Raw genomic sequence first — 21,422 nt, 5'->3', positions numbered from 1 at the left:
CAAACCTCGCGCCAAGCGGTTGCGCGCCCGGTCTGGCCCTTAAAATGCGCCCATTCACGATGCAGAACAAGGACGCACCTTATGGACACTGAACTGGAAGGCCGCTTGCTGGCCATGCGCCAGGCGTTGGCAATCGCCATCGCCCTTTCCACCCGCAGCAGCCCCCAGGCGACCGATATGGCGCTGGAACTGCTGGATGACCTGAAGGCGAACATGGACCGGACGCCGTCGGATAGCCCGTTCGAAAAACCGGAATGGGTGGTGGGCGCGCACGATGAACTGGACGGCATCGCTCGCCTGGTGCGAGCCTTCACGCAGACGCCGGAGCCGGACGGCGACGCGCAGTAACCGCTTGCTAGCCGGTGATGGCGCAGGCGGCCCCAGGCGGAAGCACCCGCCAGTACAGGCCGGGAAAACCAGCGCCGACCGGGTCGAAACCTGGCGGACGCGCATTCATGCTCAGCTCCAGTGCACCGCATGCGGCGGCCAGCCCGGGCGGCACCCAGGGGCTGAAGCGTGGCTGCCCGTCGATCAGCACCAGCGGCTGCTCGGGCAGCCGCAAAGCCAGCGCGCCAGCTTCCGCCGGCGGCCCCGAAATCACTCGGACCGGTCCGCCCAAGGCTTGCCTGGCCCGTTCGTGCAGGGCCAGCGCCAATGCCTGGGAATCGAAATATCGCCAGTCCGCCGCGCGGCGTGCCCAGCCCGCCCCGACAGGCGAAGTCAGCTCCACACGCGCCATCAGCAGCAACTGGATCAGCATAAAGGCCACCAGCGCGTCACGCGGCCTGACATGCCGCCACTTTGCGCGGCCGCGTAGCAGCTCCATCACGGCCGGCACCGCGAACAACAGATACGGCGTGCCCCAATGCAGTTGAACGTGGGACCCCGTGGCCAGCGTCATCATGCTGACGAAGACCAGCGGCGTGAAGCCGAAGGCCAACAGTAGCGCGCGTGCCGGGTCGCCACGCACTACGGCCGGTGCGACCGGGACGACCCGCCGGGTTGGCCGGCGCCGCGCCAGCAGCCACAACGTTCCCAACAGTACCCATGCGGGCATGGCCCGGTTCAGCAATTGGTCGCCCCACCATCGCGCAACCTCTTGTGCGCGGGCGGGCCACGACAAACCAGCCGCCAGCGACGACGACATGGCATAGCCCAGCGACTCAAAGTCGTTGGCCGCCAGCCAGACGAGATGCGGCGAAAACACCGCCAACGCGGTCAACCCCGCCACCTGCAAGCCAAACACCTGCATGGGGTCGCGCCAGCCACGCTGGCTTAGCCAGAAAACCAGCACGGCCACGCCCGCCACCGCGACCTGGTACTTGGCCAAGGCGCCTGACCCCAGGCAGACGCCGAGCGCGATCCACCAGCCGATGCGGCGCGTCGTGTAGGCCTTCCAGCAAGCCGCCGCGCAGCCCACCACCAGCGGGATCAGCACGATCTCGTGGTTATAGAAGTACAGGCGGCCGTTGTAAAAGGTAATGCACAGGCCGGCCAGCAAGGCGGTCATGGCGTAGGCTCGCCCACGTAGTTCGCGCATCAAGCGCCACAGCAGCGCGAACGCCCCCAACGTGCACGCGGCGCCCGCCACATACGTCGCCCACGCCGACCATCCCACCAACTGGACCACCGGCCATAACAGCCACGTCGGCAACGGCGGATGCTTGTAATACCCCCATTCCAGGCTGCGCACCCAAGTCAATTGCTCGATGTTGTCGGTAGGCGGCGTCAGCGCGCCCCGATCCAGCAGCGGCAGCCAGCACAGGGCAAACACCAGCAGCCCTACGCCAATCGCCCAACCCTCAAACCGGGCCGCCCGCTTTGCCTCCATTCCCACTCCGTATCTCCCTGCGCGCCCGCCGGCGGCCGGCCTTGCTTGCCCACGTCGGGCCGGCCGAATTATCGGTTTGCGGAGCGCCCGAAGCCCGGGGGTTTTGTTCACCAATTGTTCTAAAACTGTAAAGCCCAGGGCCCTTTCAGATCGCGCCTAACTGGCCTGACCACTTCGTTGGAAGACGTGGAATCCCTCTGATCGTTTTCCCTGAATAGCCGATATTTCTCTTCTATTTCAATAGCGGCATGCCTATATTGGTGGCCTGACCACCAGGCCATTAAAGTTGGCAAACACGCCATGAGCACGTTCCAGGCTGTCGCGGCAACCCGGCTATACCGAATGATCGCCGACCAGATCGCGGGCCGTATCCGGGCGGGTGATTTTCCCCGCGGCGGGCGGCTGCCGTCCGAGCGCGAACTGGCGGAACAATTGCAGGTCAGCCGGGCGTCGATCCGTGAAGCGTTGATCGCCCTGGAGATCGAGGGCTATGTGGAAGTGCGCGTCGGTTCGGGCGTGTTCGTCACCATCGCGCCGGACGGAGCCGGATTTCCGCCCTCGGCCGGTTCGACGCCGCACGGCGCGGCCGACCGCGACGACTTCGGCCCCTTCGATCTGCTGGAAGCCCGCATGCTGATCGAACCGGAATGCGCCGCGCTTGCGGCGCACCAGGCGACGCCCGCGCAAATCGCCGCCATCCGCGACGCGCATGCCGACATGCACCTGACGGATTCCCCGGGCCGCCACGACCGCGAATTCCACAGCGCCATCGCCGCCGCTTGCGGCAACGCGGCCCTGGCCTCGGCGGTCGCCCATTTGTGGAATCTCAGCGAGGCGAGCCCGATGTACAGCCGCATGCAGGACTACTTCGTCACCACTCAGGCGTGGGCCGCGGCCCATGCCGAACACCAGCGCATCCTGAACGCCATCTTGGCACGGGATCCCATCCGGGCACGGCATGCCATGCACACGCACCTGCTGGGCATTCTGGCGCGCCTGCGCGAAGACTTCGATTCATTCACCGACCTTCGAGGCAATCCATGACATCGTCTTCCCTTTCCATCAACGGCAAGCGGCTGTGGCAATCATTGATGGACCTGGCGCGGATCGGCGCCACGCCCAAGGGCGGCAATTGCCGTCTGGCGCTGACCGCACTGGATGGACAGGGCCGCGACCTTGTGACGGGCTGGATGCGCGACGCCGGCTTGACCGTGCGCGTAGATCAGGTCGGCAACATCTTCGCGCGCCGCGCGGGCCGCAACAACGATCTGCCGCCCGTGATGACCGGCAGCCATATCGACACCCAGCCCACGGGCGGCAAGTTCGACGGCTGTTTTGGCGTGCTGGCCGGGCTTGAGGTCATGCGCACGCTGAACGACGCAGGCATCGAAACTGAAGCGCCGCTGGAATTGGCCATCTGGACGAACGAGGAAGGATCGCGCTTCGTGCCGGTCATGATGGGATCCGGCGTGTTCGCGGGCAAGTTCCCGCTAGAGACGGCGCTGTCGGCCCGAGACGCGCAAGGCCTGGCGGTGCGCGACGAACTCCAGGCGATCGGCTACGCGGGCGCCGAACCCGTAGGCGGACGGCCGGTCGACGCCTACTTCGAGGCGCATATCGAACAAGGCCCGATCCTGGAGCATGAAGAGAAGATCATCGGTGTAGTGACGGGTTCGCTGGGCCTGCGGTGGTACGACATCACGGTGACCGGCATGGAAATGCACGCCGGCCCCACACCCATGGCAATCCGCCGCGACGCCCTGTTCGCCGCCAGCTTCCTGGTGCAGGCCGTGATCAACATCGCAAACACGCATCAGCCGCATGGGCGCGGCACCGTAGGCGAAATCCACGCCTACCCGGGATCGCGCAACGTCATCCCGGGCCAGGTCCGGTTCACGGCGGACCTTCGCCACGAAGACGAGGCGACGCTGGCGCGCATGGACCAGGCGTGGCGCCGCGCCTGCGACGACATCGCCGTCGCGCACGGCGTGCGGGTTGAACTGAAAGACGTGCAGACCTTCCTTCCCACGCCCTTCGACCCGGATCTGGTGGAAAAGGTGCGCCAAGGCGCGGCCAACCGCCACCTGCCCGCCATGAACATCGTGACCGGCGCGGGACACGACGCGGTCTATATGGCCGCGGTGGCCCCGACCGCGATGATCTTCGTGCCTTGCAAGGACGGCATCAGCCACAACGAGATTGAAGACGCGCGGCCCGAGCATCTGGAAGCAGGCTGCAACGTGCTGCTTGATGCCATGGTGGCGCGTGCCAACGCCGCGCGCTAGCACCGCCGATTTCGCCGCAATGGTGCGCGGCCGCCTTACCCAGCACCTGTATGAAGCATGGATGTATCGGCTTCACCCGTAGTACCCCTGAGAAATGCAGGTGGCACGAGGTTTGCTTGTTATTGCCCGGCATCCCGCCGCGCGACGGCGGTCACCTGTCAGTCCCTTTCCAGCCCGGAGGCTCGCAGTGAAATCGAAGAAATGGTTCTCCTTGAAGTTCGGCGCATTGGTCCTTGCGGCCGCGCTGCCCGCCACAGAAGCCCTGGCCCAGACCAAGGGCGGCACCTTGAACATGATCGTTCAGCCAGAGCCGCCCGTGATCGTCACGGCCATCAACCAGCAAGGCCCCACGCAATTCGTCGCGGGCAAGATCTATGAAAGCCTGCTGACCTACTCCACCGACCTGAAGCCGCAGCCGGGCTTGGCCAAATCGTGGGAGGCCGCCGCCGACGGCCTGACCTATACGTTCCACCTGCAAGACAACGTCAAGTGGCATGACGGCAAGCCATTCACGTCGGAAGACGTCGTGTTCTCGCTGGCGGACATGCTGCCCAAGACACATGCACGCGCCCGCGTGATCCTGAACAAGTTCGTCGATTCGGTGCAGGCGCCCGACGCCAAGACCGTTGTCATCAAACTGAAGACGCCCTTTCCCGCCTTCATGTTGATGTTCGAGCCCGGCTTTGCGCCGATGATGCCCAAGCATCTTTATGCCGGCACCGACTACATGACCAACCCGGCCAACCAGAAACCGGTGGGCACGGGCCCCTTCATGTTCAAGGAATGGAAGCGCGGCGAATACATCAAGCTGACGCGGAATCCGGCGTACTGGAAGCCGGGCCTGCCGTATCTGGACGAGCTGGTGTTCAACGTGATCCCCGACGCGGCCTCGCGCGCCGTGGCGTTCGAACGCGGCAGCGTGGACGTGCTGCGCGGCGGCGACGTGGACAACGTCGACATCAAACGACTGCGCGCGCTACCCAAGGTGGAATACACCACGGCGGGCTGGGAAATGTTCTCGCCGCAGGCGTACCTGATCTTCAACATGCGCAAGCCGCCGTTCGACAACCTGAAGGTGCGCCAGGCCGTCATGGCGGCAATGAACCGCAACATGGTGGTCAACAACATCTTCTTCGGCCTGGGCAAGGTGTCGACCAGCCCCTTCGTGACCACCGAGATGTTCTATGACAAGAACATGCCGGCCATGCCCTTCGACATGAAGAAGGCGCGCGCGCTGATCAAGGAATCGGGCATCAAGCCCGAGGACTACACGATCCGCCAGTTGAGCTTCCCCTACGGATCCACCTGGGACCGTCTGGGCGAATACACCAAGCAGGCGCTGGAGCAATTGGGCTTCAAGGTCAATCTGGAATCGACGGATGCGGGCGGCTGGGCCAGCCGCACGGGCAACTGGGATTTCGACATGACCACGACCTTCACCTACCAGTACGGCGACCCCGCGCTGGGCGTGCAGCGGCTGTACATCACGTCGAACATCGTCAAGGGTTCGCCGTTCGCCAACGTGCAGGGCTACAGCAACCCCGAGACCGACAAGCAATGGGAAGCCGCCGCGTCGGAAGTCGATCCGGCCAAGCGCCAAGCGCTGTACACCTCGCTGCAGACGACGCTGGTCAATGAAGTCGCCAACGGCTTCCTGGTGGATATGGAGTTCCCCACCTTGTATCGCGGCAACGTGAAGAACCTGGTCAAGACCGCCATCGGCTTGAACGAGTCGTTCGACGACGTGTACATCGAGAAGTAAGCGCAGCAAGACGCCGCCGCGGAGTCCCCGCGGCGGCAGATCCCGGCCGCGCGACGGAGGTTGCCCAGGCATCCCGCGCCCGTCCAGAGAGGACCCAGAGCATGAAATTCCTGTCTTTCCTCGTTTCCCGCATCGGCAAGGCCCTGGTGGTCGTGCTGGGCGTGGTGATCATCAATTTCTTCCTGATCCGCCTGGCGCCCGGGGATCCCGCCGCCGTGCTGGCGGGCCAGGCCGGCGCGGGCGACGCCGCCTATGTCGATCAGTTGCGCGTGGCCTTCGGACTGGACAAGCCGATTCTGACCCAGCTGATGCTGTATCTGAAGGGCGTGGTCCAGCTGGACCTGGGCTTTTCCTACCGCAATCACGTGCCCGTGCTGGACCTGATCGTGGAGCGCCTGCCCGCGACCTTCCTGCTGATGTCCTGCGCCTTCGTGTTCTCGATCGTGCTGGGCGTTTTCCTGGGTGTCGTCGCTGCAAAAGCCCGCTACCGGAACAAGCGCCGCTGGATCGACAGTTCGGTCATGACGGGTGCGCTGCTGCTATACGCCACGCCGCTCTTCTGGCTGTCGCTGATGGGCATTCTGCTGTTTTCGGTCGTGCTGGGCTGGCTGCCGGCTTTCGGCATGGAGACGGTGGGCTCCGGCTTGACCGGCTTGGCGCGCGCGGCGGACATCGCCCAGCACCTGGTGTTGCCCACCATCACATTGGGCTGCTTTTTCATGGCCGTGTACGTGCGGCTCACGCGCGCTTCCATGCTTGAAGTCATCGGCATGGATTTCGTGAAGACGGCGCGCGCCAAGGGCGTCAGCCCCAGCCGTGTGATCCGCACGCATGTGCTGCGCAATGCGCTGCTGCCCGTCATCACCTTCGCCGGCATCCAGCTGGGCCAGATGGCCGGCGGCGCGGTGCTGACTGAAACCGTGTTCGCCTGGCCCGGGATCGGGCGCCTGATGTTCGACGCCCTGTTGCAACGCGACTACCAGCTACTGCTGGGCATATTCCTGGTCACCTCCATCATGGTGGTGGTGTTCAACCTGCTGACCGACGTGCTGTACCGCCTGATCGATCCCCGCATCGGCGCCGGCGCCCAGCAAGGAGCCGCCGCATGAAGTCATTCGCCCAACGGTATATGCGCAACTATGGCGCGGTGGCGGGCCTTGCCATCATGCTCGTCGTGGTCGTCGTGGCGCTGGCCGCCCCACTGCTGTACGAGGAGTCGCCGTGGATGATGGTGGCCGACCCGCTGATTCCGCCGTTCACCAATGCCGACTATCCCTTTGGCACCGACATGCTGGGCCGCGACATTACAGCCGGCCTGGTATGGGGCGCCCGGGTGTCGCTGATGGTGGGGCTTTTGTCGACCGCCGTGGCGCTGCTCTTCGGCATCCTGGTGGGGTCCGTGGCGGGGTACTGCGGTGGCCGCGTGGACGATGCGCTGATGCGCTTTACCGAGTTCTTCCAGACCATTCCGCAATTGGCGATGGCGGTCGTGCTGGTGGCCATCCTGAGCCCGTCCGTCTATTCCATCATGGGGGCCATCGCCATCGTGTCATGGCCGCCGGCGGCGCGCCTGGTGCGGTCGGAATTCATGACTCTCAAGCAGCGCGAGTTCGTGCAGGCGGCGATTGTCATCGGCCAGACACCCGCGCGCATCGTCGGCACCCAGATCCTGCCCAACGCCATGTCGCCCATCATCGTGTCGGCGTCGTTCATGGTGGCAACCGCCATCCTGACGGAATCGTCGCTGTCCTTCCTGGGGCTGGGCGACCGTAATCTGATGAGCTGGGGATTCATGATCGGCGCCGCCCGCACGATGATCCGCGAAGCCTGGTGGATGAGCGTCTGGCCCGGCGTAGCGATCCTGCTGACCGTGCTGGCCATCAACCTGATCGGCGAAGGGCTGAACGACGCCCTGAACCCGCAACTGCGCAAGCGCGGCGAATAGGAGGCCGACATGACCGAAGCCACGCCTTTGCTGTCCATCCAGAACCTCAGCATCGCCCTGCCCCGCGGCGGCGACCGCCCCTTTGCCGTGCAAGACGTGTCTTACGACATCCGGGCGGGAGAAATCCTGTGCATCGTCGGCGAATCGGGCTCGGGCAAGTCCATGAGCGCCAACGCCATCATGGGCCTGTTGCCCGACTACCTGACCCCGCAACAGGGCCGCATTCTGTTTCGCGGCAAGGACCTGCTACGGCAGGATGAAGCCACGCTGCAAGCCATGCGCGGAAAAGACATGGCGATGATCTTCCAGGAGCCTCTGTCGGCCTTGAACCCGCTGATGACGGTGGGCGATCAGATCAGTGAAGTCATGCGCGTCCACAACGCCTACCCGGGCGCCGAACGGCTGAAGCGCACGCTGGAACTGCTGGCCTTCGTGGGCTTGCCCGACCCGGCCACCCTGTATCACGTCTACCCCTTCCGCCTGTCCGGAGGACAGCGGCAGCGCGTCATGATCGCGATGGCGCTGGCGCTGGAGCCGGCGCTGCTGATCGCCGACGAACCCACGACCGCGCTGGACGTCACGACCCAGGCGCAGATCCTGGCGCTGATCGCCCGCATTCAGAAGGAAAAAGGCATGGGCGTGATGTTCGTCACGCACGACTTCGGCGTCGTGGCCGAGATCGCCCACCGCGTCGCCGTCATGGAAAAGGGCGTGCTGGTGGAACAGGGCCCCGCCGACGAGGTCCTGAACCGCCCTCGCCACCCGTATACCCGGCGCCTGATCGCAGCAGTGCCGCACCGCCGCGGCGAAGAACGCGTCGCCACGGCGGACGACACGCCCGTACTGGAAGTGAAGGATCTGAAAAAGACGTATGTGATCGGCCACGGCTGGCTGGGTAAAAAGCGCGAGGTGCACGCCGTGGATGGCGTGAGCTTCGCCGTGCGGCGCGGCGAGACGCTGGGCATCGTGGGCGAATCGGGATCGGGAAAGTCGACCATCGGCAAATGCCTGTTGAAATTGGTGGGCATCAATGGCGGCCAATTGATCTTCAATGGACAGGACATCGCTGCCATGTCCGAGTCGCGCTTTCGCCCATTGCGCCACGACATCCAGATGATCTTCCAAGACCCCTTCGCCTCGCTCAATCCACGCCATACGGTCGGGCGCATCATCAGCGATGGCCCCGTCGCCAACGGCGTGCCGCGCGCCCAAGCCGAGACCCGGGTGCGGGAACTGCTGTCGTTGGTGGGGCTGGACCCGTCCGCGTTCGACCGTTATCCCAACCAGTTCTCGGGCGGGCAGCGGCAGCGCATCGGCATCGCCCGCGCCCTGGCGCTTGAGCCCAAGGTGCTGGTGGCCGACGAATCGGTGTCGGCGCTGGACGTGTCCGTGCAAGCCCAGGTGCTGCAACTGCTGCATGACCTGCAGCAACGCCTGAAGATCGCGTTGGTGTTCATCACCCACGACCTTCGCGTCGCCGCGCAGATCTGCAATTCGGTGCTGGTCATGCATCGCGGTAAAGTCGTTGAATACGGCTCGCCCGCGCAGATTTTCGATAACCCGCAACACGCTTACACCCGGCAATTGATCGCCGCCGTGCCCGGCCAACACTGGGACCCGACGCAGGCCACAACGGCGTGAACACGCTTCCGCCAACCCGATGACAACACCAGGAGAACGCCCCGTGCAACGCCCCGCAGCCGTCCCCACCGTGCAGATCGACAACGATATGGTCACCGTCACCGAATGGCGCTTTCCGCCCGGCGGGGAAACCGGCTGGCACCGCCACGGCATGAATTACGTGGTGGTGCCGCAAACCACAGGCCCGCTACTGTTGGACACGCCCGACGGCCCGATCACCAGCCAGCTGACGACCGGCGTCGCCTACTATCGGCCTGTTGGCGTGGAGCACAACGTCATCAACCCCAGCGAAACCGAGTTTGTTTTCGTCGAAATCGAAATCAAGCAGGCTTGACGCGTCAGCGAGGACCATCATGAAGGCGTTTTTCTCGGAAGAGCAATTGCTGCACACCCCGCAGCAATTCATGCGGCTGGGCCGCCTCAGCGCGCCCACCGACTTGCCGTCGCGGGCCGAAAGCCTGCAAGGCGCGCTGGCCGCCAGGGGAATCAAAGTCGAGGCGCCGGCCGACTACGGCCGCAAGCCGCTGGAAAGCATCCATAGCGCCGACTACCTGGACTACCTGGAAACGGCCTACGCCCGTTGGCAATCGCAGAAGGCGCCTGGCGTGGACCCGGGGCCCGAGGTGCTGCCGAACCTGTCGCCGTACTACAACGGCCGCGTCGAGCAGGCGGGCCGCGGCCCGTGCCCGTCGCCGTCCATCGTGGCGCAGACGGGTTACTACCTGAGCGACCTGTCCTGCCCCATCGGGCCCCAGACCTGGCGGTCGGCGCTACGCTCCACCCATAGCGCGGTGGCCGCCGCCGATCACGTGGCCAGCACCGGCGGCATGGCCTATGCCCTGTGCCGGCCGTCCGGCCATCACGCGCATCGCGACCGGGCCGGTGGCTTCTGCTATCTGAACAGCAGCGCCGCGGCCGCCAGCCGGCTATTGCAGACCTGGTCCAAAGTGGCCGTACTGGACGTGGACGCGCACCACGGCGACGGCACGCAGAACATCTTCTATCACCGGGCGGATGTGATGACCGTATCGCTGCATGCGGATCCCATCGCCTATTACCCCTTCTATTCGGGCTATGCCGACGAGCGCGGGCACGGCCAGGGCGAAGGCTACAACCTGAACCTGCCCTTGCCGCACGGGTCGGGCAACGCCCCCTTCCTGGCCGCGCTGGACACCGCGTTGACGGCGCTTGGCCGTTACGCCCCCGAAGCGCTGGTGCTGGCCTTGGGATTCGACACGTACAAGGACGACCCCATCAGCGTGCTGAAGCTGGATATCGACGCCTACCGGGACATCGGCGCGCGCGTCGCCAGCCTGGGGGTGCCCACCGTCGTCGTCCAGGAAGGCGGCTACATGGTGCAGGCGATCGGCCCGGCGCTGGATGCGTTCCTGCAAGGCATGGGACGCGGCGCCTGACGCCCGCCCCCCGCCATGTCCACCCTGCCCTCGGCCGTCCTGCCGCCTTCGTCCGCCACCCGCAACGCCGGGATTCTGTTGTTTTTCGCCGCGCTGGTGGCATTCGCCACCTTTGACGCGGGGTCCAAGCACATGCTGGAGCGCTACCCCGCACCGTTCCTGAACGTGATGCGGTATCTGGCCGTGATCGTGCTGGCGGTCTTCATGCTGTGGCGTCACGGTAACGGGCTGCGCCTGCGTGACGCGCCCGAAAAGCCGTTGCTGGTGCTGCGCGGCGTGACGCTGGCCACGGTGGCCACCTGCTTCATGACCGCGCTGATCTGGATGCCCTTGTCGGAAGCCACCGCCATTTATTTCACGTCGCCGCTCATCATGGTGGCGCTGTCGCCTTGGCTGCTGGGCGAACGCGTGCGGCCGGTGCAGTGGCTTGCGGTGGCCGTGGGCTTTGGCGGCATGCTGCTGATTGTGCGGCCCGGCGCCGACTTGCCGCTGTTGGGCACGCTGTTGATGGCGGTATCGGCGGTCTGCTATGCGATCTTCCAGGTGTTGACGCGCAAGCTGTCGGGCAAGGTGCCCGGGCCGGTGCAGTACGCGTACACGGCCATCATCTGCCTGGTCGTCACGGCGCTGCCAGCGCCCTTCTTCCTGCCGGATCCGTGGCCCACGCCCGCCGACACCGCGCTTATCATTGCGCTGGGTGCATGCAGCGGGCTGGCGCAGGTGTTGCTGATCGCCGCATTTCAACGGGTGTCGGCCGCGACGCTGGCGCCGTTGAATTACTTTCAGCTGCTGCTGGCCGTGCTGTTCAGCACATTCTGGTTCCAACGGCCCCCCGATAGCCTGGCGCTGGCGGGCATGGCGCTGATCATGGCTTCGGGCGTTTTTCTAGCCATGCGCCGCGCAACCTGACTCCTGCCGTGTCAGCTGGTTTCACGCTGCACCAGCGTGAAACCCAGGTCCACGTGCCGCTGGGCAACCGGTTCGCCCGCCAGATGCTGCATCAGCAAGCCGGCGGCGGACACGCCGATCTGGTAACGCGGCGTGGCAATGGTGGACAACGGCGGGGTGGTCCAGGCCGTACCGGCCAGGTCATGAAAGCCGATCAACGCCATTTGCTCGGGCACGCGCACGCCAAGCCTGCCGCACTGGAACACCGCGCCTTGCGCCAAGTCATCGTTGCAGAAGAAGACGGCGTCGCAATCCGGATGTTGCTGGCGCAAGGTTTCCAGCAAGGACGCGCCCAGGCTGATGGAAGATTTTTCGGGCGTCATGATTTCGAGCGTGGCGTCGTAGCAGCCCGCATCGCGCAACGCCTGCCGCGCGCCTTCGCAGCGGCGCAAGGAACGCGGATCCAGCTGGGCCCCAATGATGCCGATGCGCCGACGCCCGCGTTCCACCAGGTGGAGGCACGCGGCGTAGCCAGAGTCAAACTGCGAAAAGCCGACGCTCATGTCGCCGTCATCCGCCAGCGTTTCGATGGTGTGCACCGTGGCGATCCGCTGCGTGCGCAGCAACGCCCACGTACCGGGGTTGTGGTCGATGCCCGTCAAGATCAACCCATCCGGCGAATGCTGCAGGTACTTGCGCAGCAAGGCTTCTTCGGCGTCCGGCGAATACCCGGTAACCCCGATAAGCATGTGATAGCCATGCTGGTCCAGCACTTCCTTGATGCCCGAAATAATGTCGACGAACACCACGTTGCTTAACGACGGGATCAAGACCACGATGGTCTGCGACCGCGCCGACGCCAGCGCGCTGGCGGCGTGGTTGGGCACATAGCCCAGTTCCTGGCAGACGCGCGCAATGCGCAGCCGCAGCGCTTCGGCCACCTTGTCCGGCGTGCGCAATGCGCGCGACACGGTGATGGCGCTGACGCCGGCGCGGCGCGCCACCTCTTGCATGGTGACGCGGCCAGCGTGCGAACTTCGGGGTTTACGGACGGACATTGACCCTCGTAATCGGGTGGGAAGCGCGTAGTCTGACGCAAAAAACAGGGGCTTGCCAAAGTTGAAATGTTAGCGCTAACATCCGCCAAAGCATAAACGAAAAAAGCCCCGAAAAACGGGGTAGGAGACAAACATGCAAGCCTTGCCCTCCGGGCGGCGCGGCGGGTCACCGCTAGCCCGCGCCGCCGATTGGTGTTTTGCGCTACAGACCTGGCTGATGGTGGCCTGTCTGGTCGTCATGGTCGTGCTGCTATTCGGCAACGTGGCGCTGCGCTACCTGTTCAATTCCGGCATCAACGCCTCTGACGAAGTGTCACGACTGGCCTTCGTTTGGCTGATCTTCCTGGGCGCCGTCATTGCGCTGCGCGACCACCAGCACATCGGCGTGACCATGCTGGTTGAACGCTTCGGCCCCGCCGCGCGTCGCGTCTCACACATCTTCTGCCAACTGTTGGTGTTGTGGGTGCTGTGGCTGATGGCACGTGGCAGCTGGGTGCAGACGGTGATCGGCATGGACACCGTGCTGCCGGTTACGGGCATGCGCCTGGCGGTGTTCAACACGGCGGCGCTGTACGCGTCCATGGCCATGGGCCTTTTGACCGTGATCGACCTTATTCGTGTCCTGGCCGGCGGCCCCCTGCCGGCGGAATCCAGCCCCGAAGACCCCTCGGTCTGAGTCGGGCCCCGCCCGCCCCCCAACGCGCCCGCCCCTTCCCCGCCCGGACCTTTGCAATGATCCTGACCATCTTCTTGCTTGTATTGCTGGGGCTGATCGCCCTGGGCATGCCGATCGCCTTCGCGCTGCTGCTCAGCGCACTGGCCATGATGTTCCAGCTGGACTTTTTCGACACCCAGATCCTCGCGCAGAACATGCTGACAGGCGCCAACAGCTTCACGCTGATGGCCGTACCGCTGTTCATGCTGGCGGGTGAACTGATGAACGCCGGCGGCATATCGCGCCGTATCGTGCGCCTGGCCAGCATGTTCGTTGGCCATATCCAGGGCGGGCTGGGCTACGTGGCGATTTTTGCCAGCGTCCTGCTGGCCGCGTTGTCCGGCTCGGCCGTGGCCGACGCCGCCGCGCTGGGCTCCCTGCTGATCCCCATGTTGCGTGAAAAAGGATACGACGCCGGCCAGGCTTCCGGCCTGATCGCCGCCGGCGGCATCATTGCCCCGATCATTCCGCCGTCAATCTCTTTCATCATCTTCGGCGTGGCCACCAATGTGTCGATCACCAAGCTGTTCTTCGCCGGTATCGCGCCCGGGCTGATGATGGGCCTGACGCTGGTGGCGGTCTGGACCTGGGTGGCCCGCAAGCACGGCAGCATCACCCCATCGCCGCGTGAGCCGTGGCGCAACCGCCTGAAGGCGCTGCGCGAATCGGTGTGGGCGCTGATGCTGCCCGTCATCATCATTGGCGGGCTGCGCGGCGGTATCTTTACGCCGACCGAAGCCGCCGTGGTGGCCGCCGTGTACGCGCTGGGCGTCAGCTTGTTCGTCTACCGCGAGATCGGGCTGCGGGACCTCTTGCCGTTGTTCGTTAACGCGGCGCGCACCACCGCCGTCGTCATGTTCCTGGTAGCCGCCGCGATGGTGTCGTCCTACATGATCACGCTGGCGGACATGCCGCAAGACCTGATTGCGTTGCTTGAACCGGTCATGGACCAGCCCAAGCTGCTGATGTTCGCCCTGCTGCTTTTGCTGACTCTGGTGGGCACGGTCATGGACCTGACGCCCACCATCCTGATCCTGGCGCCGGTGTTGATGCCCGTGGTCACCAAGGCCGGCATCGACCCCGTCTACTTCGGCGTCATGTTCGTGATGGTCGGCTGCGTGGGCTTGTTGACCCCGCCCGTCGGCACCGTGCTGAACGTGGTCTGCGGCGTGGCCCGCATCAATATGGAAACCATCTGCAGGGGCGTGTGGCGCTACGTCGTGGCGTACACGGGCCTGCTGGTCCTGCTGGTGATCTTCCCCGAGCTGATCACCGTACCCGCACGCTGGATGCACTAGCGGCAAAAAACCCCCAAGGAGACGCACCATGACCCACCGATTCAAAACCCGTTTACTCGTGCTGGCCACCGCGCTGTCCTGCGCCGTTGCCGGCGTGGCCGCCGCGGCCGACGTCAAGCCGCGCCTGATCCGTTTCGGTTACGGCCTGAACGAAGAAAGCGTCCAGGGCCGCGCCGCGCGCTTCCTGGCGCAAGAGCTTGAAAAAGTCAGCGGCGGCAAGTTGAAAATGAAGACGTTCGGGTCGGCCAACCTGGGTTCGGACGAACAGATGCAAGGCGCGCTGGCCGGCGGCGCCCAGGAAATGATGGTCGGATCAACCGCGCCGCTGGCGGGGATGGTCAAGGAATTCGGCGTGTTCGACCTGCCCTTCCTTTTCAATAGCGAAAAGGAAGCCGACGCCGTGCTGGACGGCCAACTGGGCCAAGACCTGCTGAAGAAGCTGGAAGCCAAGGGGCTGGTGGGCCTGGTCTATTGGGAAAACGGCTTTCGCAACATGACCAATTCCAAGCGCCCGATCGCACGCGCGGAAGACCTGCAAGGCATCAAGCTGCGGGTCATGCAGAATCAGATCGCGCTGGGCGTTTTCAATACGCTGGGCGCCAACGCCGTGCCCATGCCGTTCTCGGAATTGTTCACCGCCCTGGAAACGCGCACGGTCGACGGGCAGGAAAACCCCATCACCACCATCCAAAGCAGCAAGTTCTATGAGGTGCAGCCTTTCCTGACGATCACGCGCCACGTCTACACGCCGTGGGTCGTGCTGGCATCGAAGAAATGGTGGGACACGCTGTCGCCCGACGAACAGAAACTGGTGCGCCAGGCCGCCGAGGCGTCGCGTGATTTCGAACGCAAGGACAGCCGCGCGGATTCCACCAAGGCCATGACCACGCTTGAGAAAGCCGGCATGAAGATCAACACGGTCAGCCCCGAAGAAGTCGCGCGCATGCGCCAGAAGGTGCAACCGGTGGTCGACAAATACACGCAAGAACTGGGCCCCGACCTGGTCAAGCAGTTGAATGACGAGATCCAGAAGGCGCGCAACTGACGCCTTTTCACTGACGCCCACGCGAAGCAAGCGAGTTCCCATGTCTCAGATACCCCGCAAGTTGCGCAGCCAGAAATGGTTCGACGATCCCGCGCACGCCGACATGACGGCGATCTACGTCGAGCGCTACCTTAACTACGGCCTGACGCGGCAGGAGCTGCAGTCCGGGCGGCCGATCATCGGCATCGCCCAGACCGGCAGCGATCTGGCGCCCTGCAACCGCCATCACCTGGCGCTGGCCGAGCGCGTCAAGGCGGGCATCCGGGACGCGGGCGGCATCCCAATGGAGTTCCCCGTGCATCCGCTGGCCGAACAAGGCCGGCGGCCCACGGCCGCGCTGGACCGCAACCTGGCCTACCTGGGCCTGGTCGAGATCCTGCACGGCTATCCGCTGGATGGCGTGGTGCTGACCACGGGCTGCGACAAGACCACGCCCGCCTGCCTGATGGCCGCCGCCACGGTCGACCTGCCCGCCATCGTGCTGTCGGGCGGGCCGATGCTGGACGGCTGGCACGACGGCCAGCGGGTCGGCTCCGGGACCGTCATCTGGCACGCCCGAAACCTGATGGCGGCCGGCAAACTGGATTACGAGGGCTTCATGACGCTGGCCACTGCGTCGTCGCCGTCGGTCGGCCACTGCAATACCATGGGCACCGCCCTATCAATGAACTCGCTGGCTGAAGCGCTGGGCATGTCACTGCCCACCTGCGCCAGCATCCCCGCCCCCTACCGCGAACGCGCCCAGATGGCCTACGCCACCGGCATGCGCATCTGCGACATGGTGCGCGAAGACCTGAGGCCTTCCCACATCCTGACGCGGCAGGCGTTCGAGAACGCCATCGTCGTGGCATCCGCGCTGGGCGCGTCCACCAATTGCCCGCCCCACCTGATAGCGATGGCGCGGCATGCCGGCATTGACCTGGGCCTGGAAGACTGGCAACGGCTGGGCGAAGACGTGCCGCTGCTGGTCAACTGCGTGCCGGCGGGCGAGCATCTGGGCGAAGGCTTCCACCGTGCGGGCGGCGTCCCCGCCGTCATGCACGAACTGCTGGTGGCCGGACGCCTTCACCCGGACTGCCCTACCGTGTCCGGCAAGACCATCGGCGACATCGCCTCAAGCGCCAAGACGCGCGACGCCGATGTCATCCGCAGTTGCGCCGCGCCGTTGAAGCACCGCGCAGGCTTCATCGTGCTGTCGGGCAACTTCTTCGACAGCGCCATCATCAAGATGTCAGTGGTGGGCGAAGCATTCCGCCGCGCCTACCTGTCCGAGCCCGGCTCCGAGAACGCTTTCGAGGCGCGCGCCATCGTGTTCGAAGGGCCGGAGGATTACCACGCCCGCATCGAAGACCCGTCGCTGAACATCGACGAACACTGCATTCTCGTTATCCGCGGCGCCGGCACCGTGGGCTACCCGGGCAGCGCCGAAGTCGTCAACATGGCGCCGCCCTCCCACCTGATCAAGCGCGGCGTTGATTCCCTGCCCTGCCTGGGGGATGGCCGGCAAAGCGGCACCTCGGGCAGCCCCTCGATCTTGAACATGTCGCCTGAAGCAGCGGTCGGCGGAGGCTTGGCGCTGCTGCGCACCGGCGACAAGATCCGCGTCGACCTGAACCAGCGTAGCGTCACCGCCTTGGTGGACGATGCCGAAATGGCCAGACGGAAGCAGGAACCGCCCTACCAGGTGCCGGCGTCACAGACGCCCTGGCAAGAGCTGTACCGGCAATTGGTCGGTCAGTTATCAACGGGCGGCTGCCTGGAGCCTGCCACGCTATATCTGAAGGTCATCGAAACGCGCGGCGATCCGCGGCATTCCCACTAAGCGGCCACGAAAAAGCCGCTGAACGCGGCCCATTCGGTGGACCCGCCCGGTCACGGGGCTCCTCGTGCCGGGCTTGCCCGGTCCTCGTCTGTGTCGGCCTTGCGAAGAATCGCGCATCCCGACCCGCGCGCGCGTCTGAATACCGACCCAATCAGATTTTCGGCGCCGGCCGGCTGACCACGTATGCCGCGCTGGCGATAAAAAACAGGCCAACGCCCACGGCCAGCGGCCAGGACGGATGCGCGCTCCACCAAAACAGCGCATAGCCCGCGGCCATGCCCAGGCAAGCATAGGCTTTGCCCTTGCGCGACACCGCGCCTTGTTCGCGCCACGTGCGCAACGCGGGTCCGTAGGTGGGGCTTTCGAGCAGCCATTTTTCCAGCCGCGGTGAAGACCGCGAGAAGCAGCCCACGGCAAGAATCAGGAATATCGTCGTCGGCATGACCGGCAAAAACGCGCCGATGACGCCCAGTGCCAACATCACGCAGCCCAACACCAACCAAAGCGCTTTCATCATGATGGTCAGCAGAATATCGCAAATGCCGGGCAGGAATCGGATTGGCCGATATGACGCAAGGCCTATGTCCGGGGTTCAGGCATTTTGGCGCGCAGCAGGTCCATGAACTTCGGACCGGGCGATCCGCCTGCGGCGCGCGCCTTGACGACCATCGCCCATGCCTCGTCGTACTGGCCCCGCCAGTAATAGGCCGTTGCCCACGACGAATACAAATAGCCCTTGTTGGGCTCCACGGCTTCGCCTTTCCGATACCACGCGTCCGACCGGGCGGTGGCCGCCACCCGGGCTTCCGGCGGCAAGGTCTTGTCCTCGGCCGCGCAGCGGGCCGCGATACGGCCCGCATCGGCGTAGATGCCCTGGAAGGTGGGCGGATCATGGCTGATCGCCTGGTCCATCATGCTCATGGCTTGGCAATATTTGCCTTGGTCATGCAGCACCGCCGCGAAGCCCGCATACACCTCGGGGTTATCCGGGTTCAGCAACCATGCCTGGTTAAAGCGCCGCATGGCCATGCCGAGCTGGTCGGATTGATAAAAGCGATAGCCTTGCGAGACCCACGCTCTTGAGGCTTTTTCGGCGGAGCCGAAGGCCTGCGTGGCGTCGGCAATGAGTTTCTTGTCGCCCGTCTGCCGTTCCGCGGCGGCCGCCCGATCCATGCCGCCATACATCGGCAATTCATCGATGCGCGACTGGGCCGGCGCCTCCGGCCGCGGCTTGGCTGCGCAGGCAGCCAGCATCAGCGCGGGGACCAGGAGTATTGCCTGAAGGGAGTGACGCATGTCCATGCCGGTGATAAAGATTACCGCGAACATATCAGATAAATATCCGAAGGAATTCCGCGGATTATCCAAAGCGAGCGGAAATAAGGGGAAATCCGTTATCCGGTATCCGGTATCCGTCAATGCGAAGGCAGGCGCATTAATCATGCGGCGTAATCAAATGCAGGGACATACGCAACGCGCAAATGCAGTTGCCATCCCCCGCCGCCATCACCACAAGCCCAATGCAAAAAGCCGCAAAGTCATAGACTTATGCGGCTTTTAAGGCAGTGCTGGGCACTGCTTTGCAGGAATTCTGGTAGGCGGTATTGGGTTCGAACCAACGACCTCCACGATGTCAACGTGGCGCTCTAACCAACTGAGCTAACCGCCTGCAAAGAAGAAGAATTATATAGTGCTTTTTTAAACTGTGCAAATCGTCTTTGCCGACTTTTTGCTGTTTTCATTGCGTTTGAAAACTTGGCGCAAGGCCTGGTTTTCGTTCACAACCGCGGGGTCAAACCCCGTCCATAAAACCACAGCATAACCACTACATAAGCACTACTTTTTTCCCTTCAACTTCGTGTCCGCAGCGTGTGCCGCATCAACGAAGAACGAGATTCTATCAGAACTTTTTATTCCTTGCTCGACCTCGACGCCGCTGCTGACATCGACCGCCCAAGGCCGCACCAACTCGATCGCCTGACCAATGTTGTCGCCGTTCAGGCCGCCCGACAGGATCAATGGGCGCGACACCGGGTCTGCCCGGACGTCGTCAAGCAAGGCATAGTCGAACCCGTGGCCGCTGCCGCCGTATCCGGCGCTGTAGCTGTCGAACAGCCACCCTGCCGCTTCACCGTAGGCGCGGCAGTGCGTAGCCAGGCGTTCGGCGGTATCCAGGCCCGGCGCGCCAGCGCGGAACGCGCGCAGGAAACGATGGCCGTAACGGCCGCAATCCAGCGGCGTCTCGTCACCATGAAACTGTAGTAATTCGGGGCCGACCTCGTCCAGCACAGCTTGAACGTCGGCGGGATCCGGGTTCACGAACAGCGCCACGACGTCCACGAACGCCGGCACCGTGCGGCGCAGTTGCGCGGCGCGCGTTGGCGTCAGGCAGCGCTTGCTTTTGGCGTAGAAGACGAAGCCGATCGCATCGACGCCGGCCAAAACGGCGGCTTCGATGTCTTGTTCGCGGGTCAAGCCGCAGATCTTGATGCGAGTACGCATGACATCCATACCTGTGTCGCCCAGCGCGACATGTCGGACCAGTATATCCGGGGTCAAAAAAACGTTCAGCCGCGGGGCTGGCCCATCGTCGCGGTCAGGTTATCGAAGCCGCCTTCGGCCACGCGGAACCACGGCACCTCTTTGTCGCGAAACGCCGCCATGCTTTCGTATAGCTTCTTGAACATCGGATCCTTGGCGCTCATTTCGTTATAGGCGGCCAACGACGCCTCGTAACACGCCTGCAGGACCGGCTTGGGGAATGCTTTCAGTTGGGCGCCGCGCGCCACCAGCCGGCGCAACGCGTCGGGGTTGCCCGCATCGTACTTGGCGATCATGTTGCCCGTTGCCATCTGGCATGCCAGCGCCAACGCCGACTGAAACGGTTTGGGCAATTCGTCGTAGGCGTCCTGGTTCACGTACAGCGACAGCTGCAGCGTGCCCGCCCACCACCCCGGAAAATAGTAGTTCCGGGCGACTTTATAGAGCGCCAGGCTCTCGTCATCATAAGGCCCGATCCATGCCACGGCGTCGACCGTGCCCTGCTCCAGCGCGGCATAGGATTCGGCAACCGGCACATCGACCGGCGTAGCGCCCAGCCGCGACAGCACATGGCGGGCGAAGCCACCGGCCTTGACCTTCAAGCCACGCAGGTCATCGACCGTCTTGACCTCGCCGCGAAACCAGCCACCCATCTGCGCCCCGGTATAGCCGCAGGGAAAATTCAGAATGCTGTATTTGTCGAACAGCACGCGCGTCAGCGCCAGGCCTTCGCCTTGACTCATCCAGGCGTTCATTTGCCGGGTGTTCAGGCCGAACGGCACGCCTGCGTCGAAGCACAGCGCGGGATCAATGTCGAAATATCGGGTCGACGCGGTATGGCCGCAGTCCACGACGCGGTGTTGAACGGCTTCAAGCACCTGGCCGGGCTGCACCAGCTCACCAGCGGGGAAGATTTCAATCTTGAAGCGGCCATCGGTGACTTCAGCGACATACCGCGCGACATCTTCGGCGCCTGCGAACAGCGTGGGCGATTCATTCGGAAAACTGGAAGCCAACCGCCAGGTAATGGTAGGCGCTTCCTGGGCCAAGGCCGGCACGGCCAGCGCGGCGCTGCCTGCCGTGGCGGCGCCCAAGGCGGTTTGTTTCAAAAACGCGCGGCGTTGCATGGCAAAGACCTCCAAGTGAGCGCGGAAAAGGCGCCTTGGGTTGCGGCGG

Annotated in this window: 20 protein-coding genes and 1 tRNA gene; 14 read left to right on the top strand and 7 right to left on the bottom strand. The window is 64.4% G+C overall.

Annotated elements, in window-relative coordinates; all coding sequences use genetic code 11:
* The first annotated feature begins 81 nt into the window (after positions 1-81).
* Positions 82-348: a hypothetical protein gene (locus tag ACI0FO_RS19685; RefSeq protein ID WP_416029361.1), complete on the top strand. Its 267-nt coding sequence runs from the start codon at positions 82-84 to the stop codon at positions 346-348.
* Positions 349-355: 7 nt separating this feature from the next.
* Here the strand turns inward: ACI0FO_RS19685 and ACI0FO_RS19680 are convergent, their stop codons facing one another.
* Positions 356-1,831 (bottom strand): glycosyltransferase family 39 protein, encoded by a 1,476-nt coding sequence (locus ACI0FO_RS19680; protein WP_416029360.1) that lies wholly within the window; start codon positions 1,829-1,831, stop codon positions 356-358.
* A gap of 300 nt (positions 1,832-2,131) precedes the next feature.
* Here ACI0FO_RS19680 and ACI0FO_RS19675 point away from each other — a divergent pair, with 300 nt between their 5' ends.
* The 9 genes from ACI0FO_RS19675 (at position 2,132) to ACI0FO_RS19635 (ending at position 11,788) form a co-directional block, all read left to right on the top strand.
* Positions 2,132-2,875 carry a FadR/GntR family transcriptional regulator gene (locus tag ACI0FO_RS19675; protein ID WP_416029358.1) on the top strand — a complete coding sequence of 248 codons (744 nt, stop codon included), beginning with the start codon at positions 2,132-2,134 and terminating at the stop codon, positions 2,873-2,875.
* Positions 2,872-4,116, top strand: coding sequence for a Zn-dependent hydrolase (locus ACI0FO_RS19670; RefSeq protein ID WP_416029356.1), 1,245 nt, complete (start codon positions 2,872-2,874; stop codon positions 4,114-4,116). Before ACI0FO_RS19675 ends, ACI0FO_RS19670 begins: the two co-directional genes overlap by 4 nt.
* 187 nt (positions 4,117-4,303) lie before the next feature.
* The gene (locus tag ACI0FO_RS19665; RefSeq protein ID WP_416029354.1) at positions 4,304-5,878 is read left to right on the top strand and encodes an ABC transporter substrate-binding protein; all 1,575 of its coding nucleotides are present in this window, start codon (positions 4,304-4,306) and stop codon (positions 5,876-5,878) included.
* Positions 5,879-5,979: 101 nt separating this feature from the next.
* Positions 5,980-6,987, top strand: coding sequence for an ABC transporter permease (locus ACI0FO_RS19660; RefSeq protein WP_006226975.1), 1,008 nt, complete (start codon positions 5,980-5,982; stop codon positions 6,985-6,987).
* Positions 6,984-7,823 carry an ABC transporter permease gene (locus tag ACI0FO_RS19655; RefSeq protein ID WP_416029351.1) on the top strand — a complete coding sequence of 280 codons (840 nt, stop codon included), beginning with the start codon at positions 6,984-6,986 and terminating at the stop codon, positions 7,821-7,823. Before ACI0FO_RS19660 ends, ACI0FO_RS19655 begins: the two co-directional genes overlap by 4 nt.
* 9 nt (positions 7,824-7,832) lie before the next feature.
* Complete coding sequence (locus ACI0FO_RS19650) at positions 7,833-9,464, top strand: ABC transporter ATP-binding protein (RefSeq protein ID WP_416029349.1); 1,632 nt, start codon at positions 7,833-7,835, stop codon at positions 9,462-9,464.
* Between the two features lie 43 nt (positions 9,465-9,507).
* Positions 9,508-9,798, top strand: a complete 291-nt coding sequence (locus ACI0FO_RS19645; protein ID WP_416029347.1) for a cupin domain-containing protein — start codon at positions 9,508-9,510, stop codon at positions 9,796-9,798.
* A 19-nt stretch (positions 9,799-9,817) separates the two neighbouring features.
* The gene (locus ACI0FO_RS19640; RefSeq protein WP_416029345.1) at positions 9,818-10,879 is read left to right on the top strand and encodes a histone deacetylase family protein; all 1,062 of its coding nucleotides are present in this window, start codon (positions 9,818-9,820) and stop codon (positions 10,877-10,879) included.
* A gap of 15 nt (positions 10,880-10,894) precedes the next feature.
* The gene (locus ACI0FO_RS19635; protein WP_416029343.1) at positions 10,895-11,788 is read left to right on the top strand and encodes a DMT family transporter; all 894 of its coding nucleotides are present in this window, start codon (positions 10,895-10,897) and stop codon (positions 11,786-11,788) included.
* 11 nt (positions 11,789-11,799) lie between these two features.
* Here the strand turns inward: ACI0FO_RS19635 and ACI0FO_RS19630 are convergent, their stop codons facing one another.
* Complete coding sequence (locus ACI0FO_RS19630; protein ID WP_416029341.1) at positions 11,800-12,825, bottom strand: LacI family DNA-binding transcriptional regulator; 1,026 nt, start codon at positions 12,823-12,825, stop codon at positions 11,800-11,802.
* 133 nt (positions 12,826-12,958) lie between these two features.
* On the opposite strand from ACI0FO_RS19630, the gene ACI0FO_RS19625 reads away from it, so the two are divergent.
* From ACI0FO_RS19625 to ACI0FO_RS19610, 4 genes are read left to right on the top strand one after another with little or no spacing between them, the layout of a single operon-like run.
* Positions 12,959-13,501, top strand: coding sequence for a TRAP transporter small permease (locus ACI0FO_RS19625; RefSeq protein ID WP_416029339.1), 543 nt, complete (start codon positions 12,959-12,961; stop codon positions 13,499-13,501).
* Positions 13,502-13,557: 56 nt separating this feature from the next.
* Positions 13,558-14,838, top strand: coding sequence for a TRAP transporter large permease (locus tag ACI0FO_RS19620; RefSeq protein WP_416029337.1), 1,281 nt, complete (start codon positions 13,558-13,560; stop codon positions 14,836-14,838).
* Positions 14,839-14,866: 28 nt separating this feature from the next.
* Entirely contained in the window at positions 14,867-15,883 is a 1,017-nt protein-coding gene (locus tag ACI0FO_RS19615; RefSeq protein ID WP_105560425.1) for a TRAP transporter substrate-binding protein, read from the top strand.
* Positions 15,884-15,923: 40 nt separating this feature from the next.
* The gene (locus tag ACI0FO_RS19610) at positions 15,924-17,705 is read left to right on the top strand and encodes an IlvD/Edd family dehydratase (protein WP_416029335.1); all 1,782 of its coding nucleotides are present in this window, start codon (positions 15,924-15,926) and stop codon (positions 17,703-17,705) included.
* A 151-nt stretch (positions 17,706-17,856) separates the two neighbouring features.
* Here ACI0FO_RS19610 and ACI0FO_RS19605 read toward each other — a convergent pair whose 3' ends face one another.
* The 5 genes from ACI0FO_RS19605 to ACI0FO_RS19585 form a co-directional block, all read right to left on the bottom strand.
* Positions 17,857-18,222, bottom strand: coding sequence for a YbaN family protein (locus tag ACI0FO_RS19605; RefSeq protein WP_416029334.1), 366 nt, complete (start codon positions 18,220-18,222; stop codon positions 17,857-17,859).
* 62 nt (positions 18,223-18,284) lie between these two features.
* Entirely contained in the window at positions 18,285-19,148 is an 864-nt protein-coding gene (locus tag ACI0FO_RS19600; protein WP_416029332.1) for a tetratricopeptide repeat protein, read from the bottom strand.
* A 149-nt stretch (positions 19,149-19,297) separates the two neighbouring features.
* Positions 19,298-19,374, bottom strand: a tRNA-Val gene (locus ACI0FO_RS19595).
* Positions 19,375-19,541: 167 nt separating this feature from the next.
* Positions 19,542-20,207 carry a phosphoribosylanthranilate isomerase gene (locus tag ACI0FO_RS19590; protein WP_416029330.1) on the bottom strand — a complete coding sequence of 222 codons (666 nt, stop codon included), beginning with the start codon at positions 20,205-20,207 and terminating at the stop codon, positions 19,542-19,544.
* Positions 20,208-20,272: 65 nt separating this feature from the next.
* The gene (locus ACI0FO_RS19585) at positions 20,273-21,373 is read right to left on the bottom strand and encodes a TRAP transporter substrate-binding protein (RefSeq protein WP_416029329.1); all 1,101 of its coding nucleotides are present in this window, start codon (positions 21,371-21,373) and stop codon (positions 20,273-20,275) included.
* Positions 21,374-21,422 lie beyond the last annotated feature (49 nt).

It is taken from the genome of Achromobacter marplatensis, assembly GCF_049060505.1.
Lineage (GTDB): Bacteria > Pseudomonadota > Gammaproteobacteria > Burkholderiales > Burkholderiaceae_B > Achromobacter > Achromobacter marplatensis_A.
This window is presented reverse-complemented; position numbering and strand designations above follow the sequence as displayed.

What these genes read in the sequence shown, in the direction of transcription:
- ACI0FO_RS19685 (WP_416029361.1), top strand. Translation starts at nt 82, where the DNA reads ATGGACACTGAACTGGAAGGCCGCTTGCTGGCCATGCGCCAGGCGTTG.
- ACI0FO_RS19625 (WP_416029339.1), top strand. Translation starts at nt 12,959, where the DNA reads ATGCAAGCCTTGCCCTCCGGGCGGCGCGGCGGGTCACCGCTAGCCCGC.
- ACI0FO_RS19635 (WP_416029343.1), top strand. Translation starts at nt 10,895, where the DNA reads ATGTCCACCCTGCCCTCGGCCGTCCTGCCGCCTTCGTCCGCCACCCGC.
- ACI0FO_RS19600 (WP_416029332.1), bottom strand. Translation starts at nt 19,148, where the DNA reads ATGATTAATGCGCCTGCCTTCGCATTGACGGATACCGGATACCGGATA.
- ACI0FO_RS19660 (WP_006226975.1), top strand. Translation starts at nt 5,980, where the DNA reads ATGAAATTCCTGTCTTTCCTCGTTTCCCGCATCGGCAAGGCCCTGGTG.
- ACI0FO_RS19640 (WP_416029345.1), top strand. Translation starts at nt 9,818, where the DNA reads ATGAAGGCGTTTTTCTCGGAAGAGCAATTGCTGCACACCCCGCAGCAA.
- ACI0FO_RS19590 (WP_416029330.1), bottom strand. Translation starts at nt 20,207, where the DNA reads ATGCGTACTCGCATCAAGATCTGCGGCTTGACCCGCGAACAAGACATC.
- ACI0FO_RS19670 (WP_416029356.1), top strand. Translation starts at nt 2,872, where the DNA reads ATGACATCGTCTTCCCTTTCCATCAACGGCAAGCGGCTGTGGCAATCA.
- ACI0FO_RS19650 (WP_416029349.1), top strand. Translation starts at nt 7,833, where the DNA reads ATGACCGAAGCCACGCCTTTGCTGTCCATCCAGAACCTCAGCATCGCC.
- ACI0FO_RS19680 (WP_416029360.1), bottom strand. Translation starts at nt 1,831, where the DNA reads ATGGAGGCAAAGCGGGCGGCCCGGTTTGAGGGTTGGGCGATTGGCGTA.
- ACI0FO_RS19610 (WP_416029335.1), top strand. Translation starts at nt 15,924, where the DNA reads ATGTCTCAGATACCCCGCAAGTTGCGCAGCCAGAAATGGTTCGACGAT.
- ACI0FO_RS19630 (WP_416029341.1), bottom strand. Translation starts at nt 12,825, where the DNA reads ATGTCCGTCCGTAAACCCCGAAGTTCGCACGCTGGCCGCGTCACCATG.
- ACI0FO_RS19605 (WP_416029334.1), bottom strand. Translation starts at nt 18,222, where the DNA reads ATGATGAAAGCGCTTTGGTTGGTGTTGGGCTGCGTGATGTTGGCACTG.
- ACI0FO_RS19615 (WP_105560425.1), top strand. Translation starts at nt 14,867, where the DNA reads ATGACCCACCGATTCAAAACCCGTTTACTCGTGCTGGCCACCGCGCTG.
- ACI0FO_RS19675 (WP_416029358.1), top strand. Translation starts at nt 2,132, where the DNA reads ATGAGCACGTTCCAGGCTGTCGCGGCAACCCGGCTATACCGAATGATC.
- ACI0FO_RS19655 (WP_416029351.1), top strand. Translation starts at nt 6,984, where the DNA reads ATGAAGTCATTCGCCCAACGGTATATGCGCAACTATGGCGCGGTGGCG.
- ACI0FO_RS19585 (WP_416029329.1), bottom strand. Translation starts at nt 21,373, where the DNA reads ATGCAACGCCGCGCGTTTTTGAAACAAACCGCCTTGGGCGCCGCCACG.
- ACI0FO_RS19620 (WP_416029337.1), top strand. Translation starts at nt 13,558, where the DNA reads ATGATCCTGACCATCTTCTTGCTTGTATTGCTGGGGCTGATCGCCCTG.